This is a genomic window from Komagataeibacter sp. SM21, from assembly GCF_041402665.1.
GTDB lineage: Bacteria > Pseudomonadota > Alphaproteobacteria > Acetobacterales > Acetobacteraceae > Komagataeibacter > Komagataeibacter saccharivorans.
In genome coordinates, this window is record NZ_JBGLOV010000004.1 from 241440 (window position 1) to 260926 (window position 19487).

Here is a 19487-nt window from a genome sequence, read left to right on the forward strand (position 1 = left end):
CAATAGAAATATAAAAAGACTCAACCCCGATGCATGCCGTTTTCCTCACTCTTGCATTACTGACCGTGACCGGTATCAGCAGCCTGATATCGCGCGTGGGTCGCATTCCCGTGCCGCTGCCCCTGATCCAGATCGCGGTGGGCGCCATCGCCGCACTGGCGGGGCTGAACATCGGCTTCGATCCGGACATGTTCCTGCTGCTGTTCATACCACCGCTGCTTTATGCCGATGCCTACCGCATGCCGATGCGTGAGTTCGGGGAACTGCGCAACATCATCATCATGATGGCGCTGGGGCTGGTGGTGTTCACCACGCTGGTATGTGGATATTTCATCCACTGGCTGATCCCGCCCATCATGCTGCCAGCCGCCTTCGCGCTGGCCGCCGTCATGTCCCCCACCGATGCGGTATCGGTGGGCAGCATGATCGAAGGCGGGCGGGCGCCGGCGCGCGTGGTGCACCTTCTGCATGGGGAAGCGCTGCTTAACGACGCATCGGGGCTGGTCTGCTTCAAATTCGCCGTGGCGGCGGCCATGACCGGGCTGTTTTCGTTCCAGCAGGCGCTGGGCAGTTTCATTTTCATGTCCATGGGCGGCATCCTGATCGGCATCATCACCGCATGGCTGGCCTGCCGGGCGGAACATGTGCTGCTGGTACGCGGCTATGACGACCCGCCCACCCATATCACGCTGGCGATGATGCTGCCGTTCGGCATCTACCTGATTGCCGACGCGATGCAGTGTTCGGGCATTCTGGCCGCCGTGGCGGGCGGCATGACGGTCAAGTTCACCGGGGTAATGAATGAAGCGCGGACAGAAACGCGCCTTAAGGCCACCACGGTATGGGACATGGTGAATTTCACCTTCAACGCCGTGATCTTCCTGTTGCTGGGCCTTCAGTTGCCCGATCTGGTTACGGGGGGCGCGCGGATCGCGCGGGCGGGCGGGGTATCGCCATGGTTCCTGATCCTGGCGATCATCGGCATCCAGCTCATGATGAGCCTGATCCGTTTCGCGTGGATATGGATCTCGATTTCGGCGCGGCGGCTGTTCGCGCATTTCCGCCATCGCAAGACGGTCATCCCCTCCGCCCGCACCGTGCTGCTGATGACGGTGGCAGGCACGCGCGGGGCCATTACGCTGGCGGCCGTGCTGTCGCTGCCGGTGGCCAGTGCGGCTGGCCCCGGCTTTCCGGGGCGCGAACTGCTGGTCACGCTGGCGGCGGGGGTGATCATCTGTTCGCTGCTGCTGGCCAGCCTGTCCATCCCGCCCCTGCTACATGGCATCAGCACGGATGAAAACGACCCCGCCCTGCATGAACTGGACATGATGCGCATCGAACTGGCGCAGACCGCGATCCAGACCCTGCATGCGGAACAGGCCGCACTGGCACAGCAGGAACTTGTGGTCACACCTGACAAGGAAGAATCGATCGACCTGAAACAGGAAGCCATTGGCCGCCTGCTGCACGAATATCAGGACACGGTGCACAGGCTGGACAATTCACGCGCGGCGGAAGCCAGCATCCGCGCCACCGCCATCCGTGAAAAGCGCGCCGAACTGGCGCTGCGCTTCCGCATCATCCGCCACATGCGCGAACGCCTGCACATGCGCGTCATCCAAAAACGCATCAATGATGAAACCGAGTGGACGATCAATCAGGAACTCGACTTCATTGAACAGGAACTCCAGATCGAGGCCCGATCCCTTCCCCGACCCGACAGCGCCCCCCACGCAGGGCACGATCACGCTGGCACGACCTGACACGAAACGGCAGGGCGGCTATATCAGTCCCCCAGACGACCCTGCCCCTGCGCACAGGAGATACAGCCCTCATGCCATCCATCCGCGCCCTGACCGCCGGTGTCCTGACTGCTGGCCTGTGCGCTGCTGCCGTGACCGCACCCTGCGCCCATGCCCGTTCGCACCATTTCAGCGTGCGTGAACACCATATCCACGGCAATTCCCCGTACGGGTATATCAGCGGTTATGAGCCCGTCCTTCCCAGGGAAAACCCGCGCTACGCCGCCGCCGAACAGAAATGCGAGGCCACATCCGCAACCGGCGCGATCTTCAGCGGGACCGGCGGCAGCTCCCAGATTTCCGCGGGGGGTAGCAACCACAAGAAGTTCTTTGCCCAGTGCATGGTCGAAGAAGGGGTATGGAAAGCACGCTACGACAATAACGTGGGTGGTATTGTCAGCCCGTAATGCCGGGTCGTGAAATATCCATCAGGTAATCCGGGGCAGCACACTGGCCACCCCGGTCCGGCATCAGCCTAGCGGCCCGGCGGGGCCATGAACTCCGGCCCTACGGGGTCCTTGATGCAGGTGTTCAGGATCGTATCGATATCGCGCAGGTCCGCGGCACTCAGGCTCCAGCCCATCGCATCCGCGACGGCGGCAATCTGGTCCGGGCGACGCGCGCCCCACAGGGCGATGGTCGGTCCCTGATCCAGAACCCAGCGGATGGCCAGCGCCAGCAGGGACTTGCCGTGGCGTTCGCGCGCGAAATCCTGCAACTGCCGTACGGCTTCAAGATATTGCGCGAAACGCGGCGACTGGAACTTGGGATCGGCGCTGCGCAGGTCGTCGGGGCCGAATTCGGTCTGCGCCGTCATCTTGCCCGACAGAAGGCCACGGCACAGCGGCCCGTATGCCAGAATGGCCAGCCCGTGCTGCCGGGCATAGGGCAGGATATCATGCTCCATCGCGCGTTCGAACAGGTTGTAAGGCGGCTGTACGGCGGACAGGGGCGCGAATGCCCGGAATTCCTCCATCTGCGCGATGGTGAAATTACTTACCCCGAGGGCCAGCACCTTGCCCTCCTGCACCAGGGATTCCAGTGTGCGGGCGGTTTCCTCCATCGAAACAGCGCTGTCGGGCCAATGCACCTGATACAGGTCGATGTAATCCGTTCGGAGCCGACGCAGCGAATCCTCGATTTCCTTACGGATGCGCGCCGCGGATGTGTTGCGGAAGGGCTTGTGATCTTCCGTCCAGTCCAGACCGACCTTCGTTGCAATGGCAACCCTGTCGCGCCGCCCCTGCAGGGCCTGACCCACAACCTCCTCCGAATGGCCAAAACCGTATACGGGCGCCGTATCGATCAGGGTAATGCCCAGATCGACCGCTTCCTGAATCGTGGCGATGGCCTGCCGGTCATCCGGGCCACCCCACATCCACCCGCCAATGGCCCATGTGCCAAGGGCGATGCGCGATACGGGATTCTTCAGGCCACGGATCGTGGTTGTTTCCATAACAGACGCTTCGGGCATGAACTGCTCTCCGTGTTTATGTTGCGGGCGCAACCGTACCGCATGCCGTGGCGAGACACCATGGCGTCACCTGCCCCCGCGGCGGCCGGGCGGCAGCCGATCGCTCCCTTCCCAACACGATCGGGCGGGCAGGTGTTGCAATTTTTACGCGGGCACAAGCGGCAAGGCCCCTTCCGTCAGCCCGGTTCGCGCCGTATGGATGGACAAGCCGCCTGCAATGGAGAGAGCCGATTTTGCGCAAGATAGCCCTTCTCGCCCCACTGGCCTGCCTTGCAGCCTGCGCGCATGGCCCGGACAGCCACCCGACGCGGGCCGTAACGCCGGTTGCGCAGTACGCCAACGGTTCGGGACCACTGGCCGTCAATACCCATGTGCCGGATTTCGCCACCCGCAATTACGAGCCTTTTACCCGGCAGGACGTGGTGGCCATAGCGCTGCGCGAATGGCGGCTGTTCGGCCAGCCGGTCAATGATGACGACCCGCTGGAACGCCTCGAACCCACAACGCCGCTGGTCAAGCCCGAACGCACGCCCGGCCTGTGGCAGCGCGTGGGGGAATACTGGTGGATCGGGCAGGACCCGCAGGAAACCGAAGCGTCATGGGATGGCAAGCATGATGCGGACGGACATATAACCGACTTCGTGCATGACGGGCTGTATGCGTGGTCGGCGGCCTTCATTTCCTATGTGATGCGGGTGGCGGGCGCCAATGACCGCTTCGCCTATTCACCCAACCATTCCACCTACATCAACGCGGCGGCGGCGGGGGTGGAAAAGGGTGTGACGGCCCGCAATCCCGCCCGCTACGCCCCGAAGCTGGGTGATCTGCTGTGCGTGGGGCGCGGAAGCAGCAAATCCGTACGCTTCCGTGACCTGCCGACTGCGCAGGGCTTCCCCGCCCATTGCGGCTTTGTTGTCGCGACCGGACTGAACGATGCGCCTTTTGGCCGCGAAATCAGCATCATCGGCGGTAACATAGACGACGCCGTGGCCCTGACGCATGTGCCCGTAGGCCCCGATGGCCGCGTGTCCGACCGCAGGGGCCAGAGTCTGGACCCGCGTTATCCGTGGTGTGCCGTGCTGCAGGTCCATTACGATGCGGACCGCGAACCGCAGGCCGACCAGTAGGGAGCACAGACCCCACGGGCCAGCCCGCAGCCGTCATGTCAGCCGCGTGACCAGGGCAGTTCCGATGCCTGCCATCCGGCAAGGCGGCCACGGTGGCCGGTTGCATCCTCCGGCCCTTCGAACCCGTCGGCCACGTTGTACACGTTGTGGTAGCCCGCATCATAGGCGGCGTGGGCCGCGGCCATGCTGCGCGCGCCGGAACGGCAGATGAAATAGACCTCATCCGTCTTGCCGATCCCCGCCTTTTCCAGCGTGGCGATGAAGTCGGGATTGACCTGTCCCGCCGGGGGAAGCTGCCAGCTATCGCGCACCAGTTCCTTGCCCGCGCCGGACAGGTCGGGCACGCCGATATGTTCCCATTCCATGGGCGTACGCACGTCCACAAGATGGGCGTTGGGGCGGCCACGCACCGCCTCCCATGTGGCGGAAGGTGAAATATCGTCAATCATTCCTGTTTCCTTTCATCGGCAAAAGCTGTTTTAGGGATATGCCAAGCCCGCCGCATTCCTGATAGTAAGGAATGCAATCCGCACGGCTTGACCGCCCTGTAGCCAGCCGTGCCACATCATATGATCCAGACCAGTGAAGGTGCTGCCTTATGGCCGAAAGTGCAAATCCCGCCTCATCCCTCTCATCGGACATGCCGGCTGCCATAGGCCATACGCCCCTGATCCGCCTGCGACGGGCATCGGAAGCGACGGGCTGCGAAATCTACGGCAAGGCGGAATTCATGAACCCCGGCGGATCGGTCAAGGACCGCGCCGCCCTCGCGATCATCGACGATGCCGAACGCCGTGGCGTGCTCAAGCCCGGCGGCACGATTGTGGAAGGCACGGCAGGCAATACCGGGATCGGCCTGACGCTGGTGGCCAATGCGCGGGGTTACCGCTCCATCATCGTCATGCCGGAAACGCAGAGTCAGGAAAAAATCGACTTCCTGCGCATGATCGGCGCGGACCTGCGCCTTGTGCCCGCCAAGCCGTTCCGTGATCCGGGCAATTATGTCCATGTCTCGCGCCGTCTGGCCGAAGAAACCGGCGGCGTATGGGCCAACCAGTTCGACAATACCGCCAACCGTGAGGGCCACCGCCACACCACCGCCCCCGAGATATGGGAACAGATGGGGGGGCGGATCGACGCCTTCACCTGCTCGTGCGGGACGGGCGGCACGCTGGCGGGGGTTACGCTGGGGCTGGAAGACATGGCAGCGAAGGCGGGCGTGGACCGTCCGCGTGTGGTGCTGGCCGACCCGGAAGGCTCGGGCCTGTATGGCTGGGTGAAATCGGGCGACCTGTCGGTCAGCGGTTCTTCCATTACCGAAGGCATCGGCCAGTCGCGCGTTACCGGCAATCTGGAAGGGCTGCATTTCGATGATGCGGTGCGCATCCCCGATGCCGAAGCGCTGGAGGAAATCTACAGCCTGCTGATCCATGAAGGGCTGTCGGTTGGTGGTTCGGCCGGCATCAACATCGCAGCCGCCATCCGCGTGGCGCGCGCGATGGGGCCGGGGCACCGCATCGCCACCATCCTGTGCGATGGCGGCGCGCGGTACCAGTCCAAGCTGTTCAATCCCGCTTTCCTGCGCAGCAAGAGCCTGCCTGTTCCGCAGTGGCTGGCCTGATATCAAGGGGTTGCGGCAGGGGTAATTGCAACGGAGTGAAACATCTGGTGCGGCGATCCGCGCGGTGATGTAAACTGCAAAAATGACCCCGCTGCCGCACATCCTGATCATTGATGATGACCGTGAAATCCGTGACCTGCTGGCACGGTTTCTTGAACGCAACGAACTGCGCGTCACCACCGCGCGCGATGGGCATGAAGCCCGTCGCCGCTGGGCTGAAGGCCATTACCAACTGGTCATTCTCGACCTGATGCTGCCCGGCGAAAGCGGGCTGGACATCTCGCGCTGGCTGCGCACGCAGGCCAATGTGCCGATCGTGATGCTGACCGCCATGGGCGATGACACCGACCGGATCATCGGCCTGGAACTGGGGGCGGATGATTACGTTCCCAAGCCCTTCAACCCGCGCGAACTGCTGGCGCGCATCCGCGCCGTGCTGCGCCGCGCATCCGACACGCCCGATCCGCGCAGCGTGCCGGTGCTGCATACCCTGCGGTTTGCGGGCTGGGCGCTGGATACGGGCCGCCGCCGCCTGCTCAACCCCGATGAAGTGGAAGTCCCGCTGACGGGGGGCGAATATGACCTGCTGCTGGCCCTGCTGGAACGCGCAAACCGGGTCATGACGCGCGACATGCTGTTCGACCTGCTGCGCGGGCGACAGGCGGGACCGTTCGACCGCGCGATCGACGTGGCCATAAGCCGCCTGCGCCGCAAGCTGGAGGATAACGGGCGCAACGCCCAGCTTATCAAGACCGTGCGCGGGGGTGGCTATGTCCTTGCCGCGGAAGTCGAGCGTCTCTGACAATCCGCATGTCTGCTTTCCCGCAGTCCTTCCTTTCCGAACAGAAAACCGAAACATCCCCCACCGGGGGCTGGTGGCAGCGCCTGCGCAGGCGCCTGCTGCCGCAATCCCTTGCCGCGCGCACCACGCTGCTGCTGATCGGCGGCCTTGGCGTCATCCAGATCATCGGCCTGACCATCCATGCCATGGACAGGTTCGATTTTGACCAGCGCATGATAAACGCGCAGGCGCGCAGCAAGGTCTTTACCTATTACCGCGCCATTGTGGAAACCGCCCCGTCCGACCGGGCGCGGGAACTCGCCGCCCTGCCCCTGCCACCCGGGGTCACCATAACCCTTACCCCCGGCCCCGAGCCGGACATGGTCAACGGGGTGGTCATGCCACCACACGGGCCGCACCGCATGCACCCGCCCGAAGAAGACTGGCACGACCACATGCCATTCGAGGGCGACCGGCACGACCATCCCCCCTTCGGCCCCGGTGGTCATGACGGGCCTGATGGTCCGGGCGATGGAGACCCGGGGCTTGGTCCCCTGCCCCAGTCCCTGCGGCCCGAGCAGGTGATGATCTCCCCCGATACAAGGGGACGCAGGCGCACCATTGCCTTCCTGCTGCCCGATGAACGGCGCTGGGTCACGATCCATTACATCCAGCCCCGGCCCAGCCTGTTCCGTTCCCCCACCTTTCCCATCGCATTCCTGATCATGACCTTCACGGGCGGTCTCCTGATCCTGTGGGGGGTGCGCCGGCTGATCGCGCCGGTCAGCACGCTGGCCGCCGCCGCCGAGGAACTGGGCCGCAATGTAAACGCGCCGCCCATGCCCGAGGATGGCCCACGCGAAGTGGCGCGCGCCGCCCATGCCTTCAACACCATGGCGCACCGCATCCGCCGCTACCTGATGGATCGCACGCTTATGCTGACCGCCATCGGTCATGACCTGCGCACCCCGATCACACGGCTGAAGCTGCGGGCCGAATTTGTTGAAGACGACGAAATGCGGGCCAAGATGCTCAGCGACCTTGATGAGCTTGAATCCATGGTCGCTGCCACCCTGGCCTTTGGCCGCGATGCCGCACAGCGTGAACCGATGGGCCAGATCAACCTGACCGCCCTGCTGCAGACAATCGCCGATGAAGCCGCCGAGACCTGTCCCGACATGGCGGACCGGATCGCCTTCGTATCCGAAATGCCCGATGTGCATGTCCGCGCGCGCCCCATGGCGCTCAAGCGCGCGTTGAGCAATCTGGTCACGAACGCCATAAAATACGGTGGCGGCGTGCAGATCGTGCTGTTGCCGCCCCGGCCGGGGGAAGGCGAGGACGCGGATGAATCCCGTGTCACCATCCTGATCGAGGATGACGGCCCCGGACTGCCGACCGAAGATCTGGAACGCATGTTCGACCCCTTCGTCCGCGCCGAGCAGAGCCGTAACCGTGAGACCGGGGGAACAGGGCTGGGCCTGTCCATTTCGCGCAACATCATCTGGGGACTGGGCGGCGATATCCGGCTGGGCAACCGCCAGCCCCATGGCCTGCGCGTGACCGTCACGCTTGTCTGCTAGGCCGGGATTCCCGAACCTGACCCCAGGGTGAATGCCGCGTTCCAGAAGCGCAGAAAGGTGGACGCTGAGGGGACCGGACAGCCCATCGGGTACAATTTCACGTCATATGTGAAGTCCGGATAACCACCATGCAATAAGTCCTTGCGGCACGCTGGCGGGAAATGGCATTGCCAGATCATGCTTGATCGCCTGTATGCCCGTATCATTGCGCTGGCTGCCAGCCCGCACGCCGTTATCTGGCTGGCGATCATCGCCTTTGCCGAGGCCAGTTTCTTTCCGCTGCCGCCCGACATCATGCTGATCCCCATGGTGCTGGCACGCCGGGACCGCGCATTCCGGCTTGCCGCCATCTGCACGACGGCCAGCGTGTGCGGCGCGGTACTGGGGTGGGTTATCGGCGCGTTCCTGCTGGAATATGCCGCCATGCCCATCGTGCGGCTCTATCATGCCGAACATACATTACTGTCCCTGCAGGAACGCTTTCGCGAATGGGGCATCTGGATCATCCTGATCAAGGGGCTGACGCCCATCCCGTTCAAATTCGTCACCATCGCCAGCGGGGCGGCCCATCTTTCGCTGCTACCGTTTCTGGCCGCCTGCGCCATTACGCGCGGGGTGCGGTTTTTCCTGCTGGCGGTCCTGCTGCGCCGCTTTGGCGCGCCGATCCAGAACTTTATTGAAAACCGCCTGCCGGTCGTGGCCGCGATGTTCGCTGTGGCCCTGGTGGGCGGCATACTGGCCCTGAAATATATCTGACCCGCGAACAGGGCGGGCGCGGCCTGCCTGCCGGGCAGTGTTCGGGCCGGACTGGCCGTGATAGGGTAGGCGCATCCTGATCCTGTCCTGCGCGGGCCAATACCGGTCCCCTGGACAATCGACGATTTATCCATGGTGGGGAGCACAGTTCATGCCGCAGCAGGTTGCTGTCATTACCGGAGCGGGCGCGGGTATCGGTCGCGCCACGGCACGCACACTGGCCCGTGCCGGGTGCGATGTCGCCCTGATCGGTCGTAACCTCGACCGGCTGGGCGACGCGGCAGCCGAACTGCGCGAACTGAACATCCGCACCCATATCGCCTGCGCCGATGTGGCCGATGCAAAGGCTGTCGAGCAGGCCGCCGAGGAGATCGAGGACGTCCTTGGCCCCATCACGCTGTGGATCAACTGCGCCGGAGCCACCGTAACCGGACAGCTCGCGGCACTGGACGCCGATGAAATCCGCCGCGCGACGGAAGTCACCTATCTGGGCACCGTCAACGGCACTCGCGCGGCGCTGGCCCGGATGCGCAGGCGCGGACATGGCACGATCGTCAACCTTGACCGGCTGGCAAGCCTGCGCCCGCCACCGCTGCAGGCGGTTGAAAACGGTGCGCGTGCCGCCGTGCGCGCGTTTTCCGAAAGCCTGCGCCCCGAAATCCTGCATGATGGCGACCGCATCCATATCGCCATGGTCCACCTGCCCGCGATCAACACGCCGCGCTTTTCATGGACCCGCAACCATACCGGCAAACACCTGAAGCCGATGGGACCGGTCTATGAACCCGAAATCGCGGCCGAAGCCATCTGCCGCGCGGCGTTCGGGCGTGAACGCGATATCTGGGTGGGCCTGTCGGGCGTGCGGAACTGGGTGCTGAGCACGTTCGTGCCGGGCCTGTCGGACCGCTGGCTGGCGGGCAAGGGCTACGCCAGGCAGATGGAAAAGGTGGCCGTGACAGGTGATGAACCCGATGACCTGTACAAAACGGTGCCCGGCGCCTATGCCGCCCATGGCCGTTTTGACATGATCACCCGCAAGGCCATGCCGCTGCTGCTGACCACCCGTCATGCGCAGTTCGCCACCGTGGCGGCGTTCATGGGTTTCGTGCTGTTCGCCCTGCGCCGCAGGCGTCACTGACGGGTCAGGGGCGCCATACCCGCGCCCCGCCCTCTTTTTCAGGCGTGCAGGGAATCGGCGGCAGTTGCCAGCCGTGCGCCGCTACGGCACAGATCGCCCGCCCATACCCACCAGTCTGGCTGGCTGATCGTCGCACCCGCGGCCTGTGCCGCCGCGGGACTGTCGAACAGGGCGTAGCACGTAGCCCCCGAACCGCTCATGCGCGCCAGACGACAGCCGGGGGCGTTACGCAGGGTGTCAAGGACGGTTGCGATTTCCGGGCAGATGGCGCAGGCCGCGTCCTGCAGGTCATTGGTCTGTTCCGACAGGTCGCGCACCATATCCGCCAGTGTATCCCATCGCGCGGGAAGGCTGGCACGCGGCGTGAAGACCGGCGCACGGGTCCTGAACACCTGCGGGGTGGAAACGCTCTGCCCGCAATTGACCAGAATCATGCCGCAGGGCGGCAGGGTGGGAGCGGGTGACAGTTCCTCCCCGATTCCCTCCATCCGGGCGGAAAGCTGGTCCAGACAGACCGGCACGTCCGCGCCCAGCCGGGTCGCCAGCGCCATCAGGGCGTCGCGGGGGATGGACAGGTTCCACGCCCGCAGCAGCAGCCGCAACGCCGCCGCCGCATCCGCCGAACCACCGCCAATACCCGATGCCACCGGCAGTTCCTTGCGCAGCACGATCCGCACATCCGGCAGGTGGCGCGCAGCCTCGGCCCCCAGATGTTCGCGCAGCAGCGCGCCCGCACGCACGATCAGGTTATCGGCGCTGTCATCACGCAGGCCGGGGGAAAACGTGCCTTCGATATGCAGGTCCACATGCCCGCCCAGTCCCGCACCCCGGCTCAGGCGCAGTTCATCCGCCGCCCCCGCGAAGACGGCAAGACTGTCCAGCAGGTGATAGCCATCATCACGCCGTCCCGTAACATGCAGGTACAGATTGATCTTTGCATGGGCCAGTTCGTGCACAGAAGACATTAGTGATGGGTTCCATTCGTGTGGGATGAAGGGGAGGCGGGCGCCACTGCCGGCCTGAGATCAGCCGGGAGCGCCCCTGCCGCCGAAACGCCGCCATTCTTCCACGCCGTGGCATAGGCCAGCGCCGCCGTGATCTTGCGCCTGTCCTCCGGGTCGGGCTGGAACTGGATGGCGTTCTGCCATTCATTCACCGCTTCCAGCCTGCGTCCGGCCATCCAGTAGGCAACGCCCAGATGGTAATTGATGGCCGGGTCCTGCGGCATCTGCTCGACCGCCTGTTCCAGCAGCGGCAGCCCTTCCGCCACATGGCCAAGCCGCATCAGCACCCAGCCCACGCTATCGCGGATCTGGTTGTCAGATGGCGCAAGGGCAAGGGCGCGGCGCAGGTAGCTTTCCGCCATGGCGGGGTTTTCGCCGTGTTCGACCATGGAATAGCCAAGGTAGTTCAGCAGGTCTGGCTCGTTGGGAGCAAGCTGGAGTGCCTGCTGGAGTATGGTGCGTGCCTGCGGCCAGTGGTTCTGGCGTTCCTGGGCTATGGCCTCGCCGAACAGCAGCCGCCAGTCATCGCCTTCCAGCCGGTGTGGCGTCAGGGCGATGGCATGCTGGTAGGCATCAAGGGCTTCGGCCCATTTCTGCTGGTCCAGCAGCGCATCGCCAAGGCTGGACCACAGCATCCGGTCGCCCGGCGCCTGCCGCAGCAGGTCGCGCAGTTCCTGCGCCGCCTGTTCCTTGTGTCCCATGACAAGGTCCAGATCCGCCTGTTCCGTCCGGTAGACAGGCTGCAGGGGATCATCGGCGGGCGCGCCCTCCAGCGCTTCACGCGCCTGCCGGTCCTGCTTGCGTGCATGCAGCATGGAGGACAGGAGTATCCGCGCTTCCGAATCCGCCGGGTCCAGCAGCAGCGCCATGCGCAGCATCATCTGCTCGGTGCCCCGCAGCGTGCCCAGTTCCATGGCGGCATCAGGCTGGCGGTCATCATCCGCGCCATCATGGGCATAAAGCTGCTGGTCGATCAGCAGGGCAACCAGACCGTAAGCCTGCGCCAGTCCCTGCACCGGACGGGTCACCACAGGGCGATGGATCATGGCCATGATGTTGGCCCGCGCCGTTTCCAGAACCGGCATGCCGGCGATACGCTGGTTGACCAGCGCCCTGGCTTCCGCCTCGCGCCCCTGCGATACCAGCCAGTGCGCCATGACCAGCGTGGTGAACAGGTCGCCCCCCGCCATGCCGGTGGACTGCCCGAACAGCACATCGGCGCGCATCTGCCGCCCGCCAAGCTGCGCGATCAGCGCCGCATGTAGCGTGTAATATCCCCCCAGCGTGCGATCCATGCGCGCGGGTTCAAGCACCGCCAGCGCCTCATCCGTCTTTCCCGCACCCTGCAACGCCCAGGCGTGCAGCAGCGGGCGCAGCAGGCCCATGATCTGGTCGGACGGGGCCTTGACGTAATGAGTTACCGCGTCATCCCATTTACCCGCCAGTGCCGCCGCGTTGCCCATGGCCAGTTCCGGCATGACGCCGGGCGGCTGCGCGGGGGCGAGCGCCCCGGCTTCAGCGCTGCCCGCCAGAATGCTGTAGAAAAACGCCCGTTCGCTGAACAGGCTGAAATTCGGCGCCAGACGGGCGGCGGTGCCGAACGCGCGGGCCGCCTGCGCGTTATCGCCCTCGCTGGCGGCAACGCTGCCGACCAGCAGGTTCGTGGCCAGATCCTGCTGCCCGGCCCGGACAATGGCGTCATCCGGCGTGGCGGCCCGCATTTCCCGGTTGGGAATCCCGGTCAGGAGCGGTACAACAAGGGAGGCCACGACCATGCGTGACAGACGAGGTAAGAGCATGACGCCAGAATCTACCGCGTGCGGCGTCCGCTGCCAAATCCCGCGCCCGAAGGCGGGCTGGCGCGTCTTTGCATTACCTGTGTCGGTACGGGGTATATCCATCCGATGACTGATTCCATGACCCTGTTGCGTCTGTATGTGGAGTGGGGCGCCGATGACGCGCTGGATATCCACCCGCATGACCGGATGGCGCACCCGGCCACGATACACCACGCGGCCCCGCCTACCCAGCCCATCCCCATACAGCCAGACCGGGGGAATGGACATAAAAATCACCCATCCCGGCCCGCCCTTCCCCCGCGCGGGACGGCAAGCGCCATCGATCAGGCGGTCGCGGCGGCACGCGGGGCAGCACAGGCAGCCCGGACGCTGGAGGAACTGCATGCCGCCATACGCGGTTTTGGCGAATGCGGCCTGCGCGACACCGCAACCCACAGCGTTTTTGTGGAAGGACCGGCCAACGCCCCCCTCATGCTGATTGGCGAAGCCCCCGACGAGGACGAGGACCGCAGCGGCCACCCCTTCGCGGGGGAAAGCGGGGCGCTGGTCAGCACCATGTTCGCCAGCATCGGCATCGACCGCGCCAGCATGCTGGCGGCCCCCGTCATTCCATGGCGGCCACCCGGTGGACGCCCCCCTTCCGCCGCCGAGACACGGATCTGCCTGCCCTTCATCCAGCGCGCCATCACGCTGGCCCGTCCCGGACGGGTGATCCTGATGGGGAACCTGCCGGTTTCCATCCTGTTGAACCAGCGCACGACCGCCGCGCGCATGCGGGGCCGCTGGCGGGAAATCACCCTGCCCGCCGACCCGGCGGACCCCGCCGCCACACACGGCGTGCAAGTCCTGCCCATGCGCCATCCGTTGCAGTTGCGCGCGAGTGCCACAGCCCGACGCGATGCATGGAAAGACATGCTGATGATACGCGAAACACTGGAGAGTGTATCTGCCGTGCCATAAAGCGTAATAGCATAATGTTTCCGGGATATTAGCCTACAGAAAAGCAGGTATTCATTCCGCATTTCCTGTATGTTTCCCGCTGTTACATCCTGCGTTCCCATCTGTTCTGAACACTTATTGACGGCTGCAATCGGGGCTGGCTATTGCTTTCCATCTGCATTGCGCCTACATCCCCACCGCTATGCGAGGGACAACCAATACCCCCCATCATGCGGTAACGGCTTTTCTGGCCGGTGCGGCATTTCTGGCAGGGGCGGCGTTCGCGCCGCTGCGTGCCCAAACAGTGGAAGCCAGGGCGACGGATCAGGATCCGGCTCCCGCCGGTGACCATAACGAGGAAACGGCACTCGCCCTTCCACGCCTGCCCGCACATGGTAACGCCGGGGCGCCGCGTCCCCTGTCCCCTGATGACGTAAGCCGCATCCGCCGGGTCTTCAAACTTCAGGCCGACGGCCAGTTCGACGCCGCCATCCGCGAAACCGCCGCCATCCATGACGACACCCTGCTGGGCGACATTCTGGCCGCGCGCTATCTCAACCCCGCCTATCATGCCGATGCGGGGCAGTTGCGTCTGTGGCTGCGCACGTTCTCGGGCCTTGCGGATTCACCGGCCATCTATTCCATGCTGGCCGCCATGCCGAACCGGGGCGGCCCGCTGCCCCCCGCACCGGCCCGCAACGCGCTGGACAGCAACAGCAGCCATCCGCCGCCCCATATCCACCTGCCGGAGGAGGATGATCCCTCCCTGCGGGTCTTCACGCGCAACAGCCTGCTTGACCATACCGTGCGCGAACGCGCGGCACAGGGGCCCAAGGGCGCGCGCAGCGCCCTGCACCTGATCGCCATCACGCCGGGGATGAACGACCTGTACGCCGCCCATCTTCAGGCGGAAATCGCCATGACGATGTTCAGCGCCGGTGAAAACAGGCTTGCGCTGTCCATTGCCCGCGACGCCTTTGCAAAATCGGGCCAGCGGCTGGGACTTGCGGGTTACGTCGCCGGTCTGGCCGCGTGGCGGCAGGGACGGCCCGACGCCGCCGAACCCCTGTTTGAAGCCGCGTCCCGCGCACCGCTGACACCCGGCGGCATCCGTGCGGGGGCAGCCTACTGGGCCGCCCGCGCCCACCAGACCACGGGTGATGTCGCGGCCTATTCACCATGGCTGCACCGCGCGGCGGCGGCACCCCATACATTCTACGGCCAGCTTGCGTCCCAGATACTGGGCCTGCGCACGTCAGCCGGTCGCCCGGCCCATACACCCGACACCATCGGGACGGAGGCCCCCCTTACCCTTGCCACGGACCAGCAGCCTGTTCACGCAGGCAGCCCCGTACTGGGGGAAATCGACATAGAGGCGGTAGCCGCCACCCCTGCGGGGCGACGCGCCTTCGCCCTGTTGCAGGTGGGTGAGCGTGACCGGGCGGAAGCAACGCTGCGCCGCATGTGGCCTGACATCCAGAACGACGCCGCCCTGTGCCATTCCACGCAGATGGTGGCGGACGCCATGGGCATGAAAAGCCTGTCAGCCCAGATGATCATGCTGATGGACACCAATGAAAGCGAGCACAGCACGCATGATGCCCGCTTCCCCCTGCCCCCGCTGCAGCCCGAACATGGCTTCCGGATGGACCCGGCCCTGATCTATGCCCTGACGCGGCTTGAATCCAATTTCGACAGCAATGCGGTTTCAGGCTCCGGCGCGCATGGGCTTATGCAGGTGATGCCGGTTACGGCGGGGTTTGTCATGCATGACAGGGACCGCTTTACCCGCCGCCCCGCCGCGCTGCATGACCCCGCCACGAACCTCGATATCGGGCAGCGCTACGTGCTGTATCTGGCGCAGCTTTCCACGCAGGCCGATGGCAGGCATGTCCCGCCGGGTGGCGACATGATCCGTATGCTGGCCAGCTATAACGCCGGTCCGTCCGCCATTTCGCGCCGGAGTGCGACGATGGATGAGGATGAAGATCCGCTGCTGTATATCGAAAGCCTGCCCAATAACGAAACGCGCGATTATGTCCGCCGCGCCTTCACCTATCTATGGATCTATGCCGACCGGCTGGGTCTGGCGGCGCCGTCGCTTGAGACACTGGCGAAGAATGAATGGCCCGCTTTCGGCGCGGAAGTCGCCATGAGCGGACACGCAGGCCACACCATTCACTGATAATGACGGTCGTATGGCTGTAAAAAAGGGGGTGCATCCGGGCTGGATGCACCCCCTTTTTATCAATGGGCCGGCTTCAGTTCTCGGCAAGAAGCTGGCGGCTGGCCTGCACCCGCACCACGCGGCGGCCTTCCATTTCCAGCACCTCGAACAGCCAGCCCGAAAACACCACCTTGTCGCCACGGGCAGGCACACGGCGCAGCAGGGCCAGAATCAGGCCGGCCAGCGTGTGGTAACTGCCTTCCGCCGGAAGATCGGACAGGCCCAGACGGTCCTTGACCTCATCGGCGGGCATGGAGCCGTCCAGCACCAGCACGCTGTCCAGCGCCAGACGCTGCGGCGGCGTATTGCCCGGCTCATGCTGTTCACCCACGATCGCGCCGAACAGGTCGGAGGACGTCACGATCCCCTCGAACGAGCCATATTCATCCAGCACCAGCGCCATCCCCAGCGAGGAAGCGCGCATCCGCTCCAGCATGTCAAAGGCGGACAGCGTATCGGGGACCGATATGGGATGACGCAGCCCGATTTCGATCGACGGGCTCTTGCCATCCAGAAAACGGTCCAGCATGTCCTTGGCCAGAATGATGCCCACGGGATTATCCACCCCGCCCTCGCACACCACGATGCGCGAATAGGTGGTGGAGCGCAGGATCTGGAGCAGTTGCGCGCGTGATACATGCCGCTCCACCCAGCACAGTTCGTTGCGTGGGGTCATGATGGCACGGACGGGACGTTCGGCCAGACGCAGCAGGCGCTCGATCATGTCGCGCTCCTCCTGCTCCAGCACGCCCGCCTGCGCCCCTTCGGCAATATAGGCGCGCAGTTCCTCCACCGAGACGGACTGGCGGATCGCCCCCCCGATTCCCATGATCTTCAGCACCAGTTCGGAAGACCGCCCCAGAAGCCACACGACCGGGCGCGTCACCCACGCCATCCATTCCAGCAGGAGCGACAGACGGGCCGCGATCAGTTCCGGCTGCCGCAGCGCGATCTGCTTGGGCACCAGTTCACCCAGCACCAGCATGACGGCGGTAATGGCGCTGACCACCAGCAGCATGGCGACTTCATCGGCGATGGACCGCAGGGCGGGAATCCGCGCCAGCCAGTGGCTGACCCCCGCTTCGATACTGCTGCCGCCAAAGGTGCCCTCCAGAATCGAGACAAGGGTCATGCCGATCTGGACGGTGGGCAGGAAACTCTGCGGATCACCCGCAAGCTTCAGCGCCCGGTCAGCCCCTGCCGTGCCGTCGCGTGACAGAATGGCCAGCCGCGCGCGGCGGGCGGAAATAAGGGCCAGTTCGCCCATGGCAAAAAGCCCGTTGAGCAGAACGAGGCATAATATGACAATCAGTGAGACAAGCATGATCCCACGATCCTACAGCATAATTGCCCCGGCTGGCACAGTTCCCTGCGCATGGGCCTGCACGCAAAAGAAAAGGCGGAGCCGAAGCCCCGCCTTTTCCCGATCCGGTTACACAGGATAATTCCCGCCGGACGATCAGTCCGCCGCGTCCGCCGTTTCCACGGGTGCGGATACGCGGTTCACGCGCGGCGCAGCCGCAGGCTTCTTGCGGGCCGCGAGTTCTTCCATCTTGGCATCGACATGCTGGGTGAACATGTATTCCGCCGGGCGCTGGTTTTCGAGCGAGATTTCAGGCGCCATCGGCTTTTCCGTCTCGGGACCGAAAAGGGCGACCTTGGCAATGTGCCAGGGGCGACGGACGGCATCCATAACCGCTGTCGATTCATAGCCCGAATGGACCATGCAGTCGGCGCATTTTTCGTAATTGCCGGTACCGTAGGCATCCCATTCGGTATCGGACATAAGCTCGTCAAAGCTCTTGGCGTAGCCTTCACCCAGCAGGTAGCACGGACGCTGCCAGCCAAAGACGTTACGCAGCGGCTTGCCCCACGGGGTGCAGTGATACTGCTCGTTACCCGCAAGGAAGTTCAGGAACAGCGGCGACTGCGTGAAGCGCCACTTCTTGCCCTTGCCAAGACGGAAAATGTCGCGGAACAGCTGCTTCGTCTTCTGGCGGTTCAGGAAGTGTTCCTGATCCGGCGCACGCTCATAGGCATAGCCCGGCGCGGTCATGATGCCATCGACGCCCATGGCCATCACTTCATCAAAGAAGGCGGCGACGCGCTTGGGATCGGCACCGTCGAACAGGGTGCAGTTGATCGAAACGCGGAAACCGCGCGCCTTGGCCTTCTTGATGGCGGCTACGGCACGCTCGTACACACCGTCCTGACAGACGGATGCATCATGCATTGCCGGATCACCATCCAGATGCACGTCCCACGAGAAGAACGGACCCGGCTCGTAATCATCCATCTTCTTTTCCAGAAGAAGGGCGTTCGTGCACAGATACACGTACTTCTTGCGCGCCGTCAGCCCGCGGATGATCTCAGGCATTTCCTTGTGCAGCAGCGGCTCACCGCCAGCAACGGCGATAACCGGCGCACCGGCCTCGGTATCCGCATCAAGGCATTCCTGAACGGTCATGCGCTGATTGAGGATCTGGGCAGGATAGTCGATCTTGCCGCACCCGGCGCAGGCCAGGTTACAGCGGAACAAGGGCTCGAGCATAAGCACGAGCGGATAACGTTTACGCCGCGTGATATGCTGCTTGACAACATAGGCGCCCACGCGGACTGCCTGCATAATAGGAACGGCCATGAAACCTCTGCTCCTGCACCGGCTCAACCGCCGGTTACATATTCCAAGTCTGGTAGGCGGACTATGGACACATCCACCCACGAGAAAACAAGTCCAACCTTACCCAGCCGTGCATCCAGAGCATGCCGAGGTTGCGGACTTGTACGACACATGAAGCCTTTCGCGAGGGTATAGGACAGAAACCATCCTGTATTCAATTGCTATCGCCTTCGGTGTGGCCAATTAACAACAGTCAGGGAATTAGAGACTGTATTTGCACGCTTAACCGGAGTAACACAGCCCGATTACGCTACGGTCGCCATGGTTTTCATGCCATGAGCCGCCATTCATCGCCGCCGGGGCAGCCCTGTCCGGCCCCATCAGACCGGGGCGGACGGGCCAACCGAAAACCGGGTCGGTTCCTCCCCATCATATGGGGGAAGGGTCGACACAGAACAATGGACGCGAACATCATGGACCAGCCCAAACCCGCGATTCCGACCCTTGGGCGCTATGCGCAGCTTGACCGGGTGCGCGCGCCGCATGACATGCGCAACCTTTCGGTGGAGCAGTTAAAGCAGCTGGCGGATGAACTGCGCTCGGAAACGATCGACGC

At 64.3% G+C, this 19487-nt stretch carries 16 protein-coding genes; 10 read left to right on the forward strand and 6 right to left on the reverse strand.

Translation table 11 applies throughout. The annotated features are described in order from the left end of the window. The first annotated feature begins 29 nt into the window (after positions 1–29). The gene (locus tag ACBR42_RS06505; RefSeq protein ID WP_118962761.1) at positions 30–1763 is read left to right on the forward strand and encodes a Na+/H+ antiporter; all 1734 of its coding nucleotides are present in this window, start codon (positions 30–32) and stop codon (positions 1761–1763) included. 71 nt (positions 1764–1834) lie between these two features. Continuing rightward, positions 1835–2209, forward strand: coding sequence for a hypothetical protein (locus ACBR42_RS06510; RefSeq protein ID WP_282761367.1), 375 nt, complete (start codon positions 1835–1837; stop codon positions 2207–2209). 68 nt (positions 2210–2277) lie between these two features. Here ACBR42_RS06510 and ACBR42_RS06515 read toward each other — a convergent pair whose 3' ends face one another. Further along, positions 2278–3276, reverse strand: a complete 999-nt coding sequence (locus tag ACBR42_RS06515) for an aldo/keto reductase (RefSeq protein WP_102325461.1) — start codon at positions 3274–3276, stop codon at positions 2278–2280. 233 nt (positions 3277–3509) lie between these two features. Between ACBR42_RS06515 and ACBR42_RS06520 the strand changes: the two genes are divergently transcribed. Beyond that, positions 3510–4403: a DUF2272 domain-containing protein gene (locus ACBR42_RS06520; RefSeq protein WP_102325460.1), complete on the forward strand. Its 894-nt coding sequence runs from the start codon at positions 3510–3512 to the stop codon at positions 4401–4403. Positions 4404–4441: 38 nt separating this feature from the next. Here the strand turns inward: ACBR42_RS06520 and ACBR42_RS06525 are convergent, their stop codons facing one another. Continuing rightward, positions 4442–4852, reverse strand: a complete 411-nt coding sequence (locus ACBR42_RS06525) for a rhodanese-like domain-containing protein (RefSeq protein WP_102325459.1) — start codon at positions 4850–4852, stop codon at positions 4442–4444. A gap of 149 nt (positions 4853–5001) precedes the next feature. Between ACBR42_RS06525 and ACBR42_RS06530 the strand changes: the two genes are divergently transcribed. From ACBR42_RS06530 to ACBR42_RS06550, 5 genes are all read left to right on the forward strand, one after another. Then, the gene (locus ACBR42_RS06530; protein WP_102325458.1) at positions 5002–6024 is read left to right on the forward strand and encodes a cysteine synthase A; all 1023 of its coding nucleotides are present in this window, start codon (positions 5002–5004) and stop codon (positions 6022–6024) included. An 82-nt stretch (positions 6025–6106) separates the two neighbouring features. Next, positions 6107–6826: a response regulator gene (locus tag ACBR42_RS06535; protein ID WP_102325457.1), complete on the forward strand. Its 720-nt coding sequence runs from the start codon at positions 6107–6109 to the stop codon at positions 6824–6826. A gap of 8 nt (positions 6827–6834) precedes the next feature. Then, positions 6835–8388 carry an ATP-binding protein gene (locus ACBR42_RS06540; RefSeq protein WP_102325456.1) on the forward strand — a complete coding sequence of 518 codons (1554 nt, stop codon included), beginning with the start codon at positions 6835–6837 and terminating at the stop codon, positions 8386–8388. Between the two features lie 177 nt (positions 8389–8565). Next, a complete protein-coding gene (locus ACBR42_RS06545; RefSeq protein WP_102325454.1) occupies positions 8566–9144 on the forward strand; it encodes a YqaA family protein in 579 nt (192 codons plus the stop codon). Positions 9145–9295: 151 nt separating this feature from the next. Beyond that, positions 9296–10282 carry an SDR family oxidoreductase gene (locus ACBR42_RS06550; protein ID WP_110546997.1) on the forward strand — a complete coding sequence of 329 codons (987 nt, stop codon included), beginning with the start codon at positions 9296–9298 and terminating at the stop codon, positions 10280–10282. Between the two features lie 38 nt (positions 10283–10320). On the opposite strand, the gene ACBR42_RS06555 is transcribed toward ACBR42_RS06550, so the two are convergent. Together ACBR42_RS06555 and ACBR42_RS06560 are read right to left on the reverse strand one after the other, a co-directional pair. After that, positions 10321–11247 carry a 4-(cytidine 5'-diphospho)-2-C-methyl-D-erythritol kinase gene (locus ACBR42_RS06555; protein ID WP_371207523.1) on the reverse strand — a complete coding sequence of 309 codons (927 nt, stop codon included), beginning with the start codon at positions 11245–11247 and terminating at the stop codon, positions 10321–10323. Next, positions 11247–13085, reverse strand: a complete 1839-nt coding sequence (locus ACBR42_RS06560) for a tetratricopeptide repeat protein (RefSeq protein ID WP_371207524.1) — start codon at positions 13083–13085, stop codon at positions 11247–11249. Before ACBR42_RS06560 ends, ACBR42_RS06555 begins: the two co-directional genes overlap by 1 nt. Positions 13086–13190: 105 nt before the next feature. Between ACBR42_RS06560 and ACBR42_RS06565 the strand changes: the two genes are divergently transcribed. After that, on the forward strand, positions 13191–14045 hold the full coding sequence (locus ACBR42_RS06565; RefSeq protein WP_174234097.1) for a uracil-DNA glycosylase family protein: 855 nt from the start codon (positions 13191–13193) through the stop codon (positions 14043–14045). Between the two features lie 181 nt (positions 14046–14226). Continuing rightward, positions 14227–16209 carry a lytic transglycosylase domain-containing protein gene (locus tag ACBR42_RS06570; protein WP_102325449.1) on the forward strand — a complete coding sequence of 661 codons (1983 nt, stop codon included), beginning with the start codon at positions 14227–14229 and terminating at the stop codon, positions 16207–16209. A gap of 76 nt (positions 16210–16285) precedes the next feature. On the opposite strand, the gene ACBR42_RS06575 is transcribed toward ACBR42_RS06570, so the two are convergent. Both ACBR42_RS06575 and hpnH read right to left on the reverse strand, forming a co-directional pair. Next, positions 16286–17575, reverse strand: a complete 1290-nt coding sequence (locus ACBR42_RS06575) for a hemolysin family protein (RefSeq protein ID WP_102325448.1) — start codon at positions 17573–17575, stop codon at positions 16286–16288. A gap of 135 nt (positions 17576–17710) precedes the next feature. Further along, positions 17711–18892 (reverse strand): adenosyl-hopene transferase HpnH, encoded by a 1182-nt coding sequence (gene hpnH / locus ACBR42_RS06580; RefSeq protein WP_102325447.1) that lies wholly within the window; start codon positions 18890–18892, stop codon positions 17711–17713. Positions 18893–19487 lie beyond the last annotated feature (595 nt).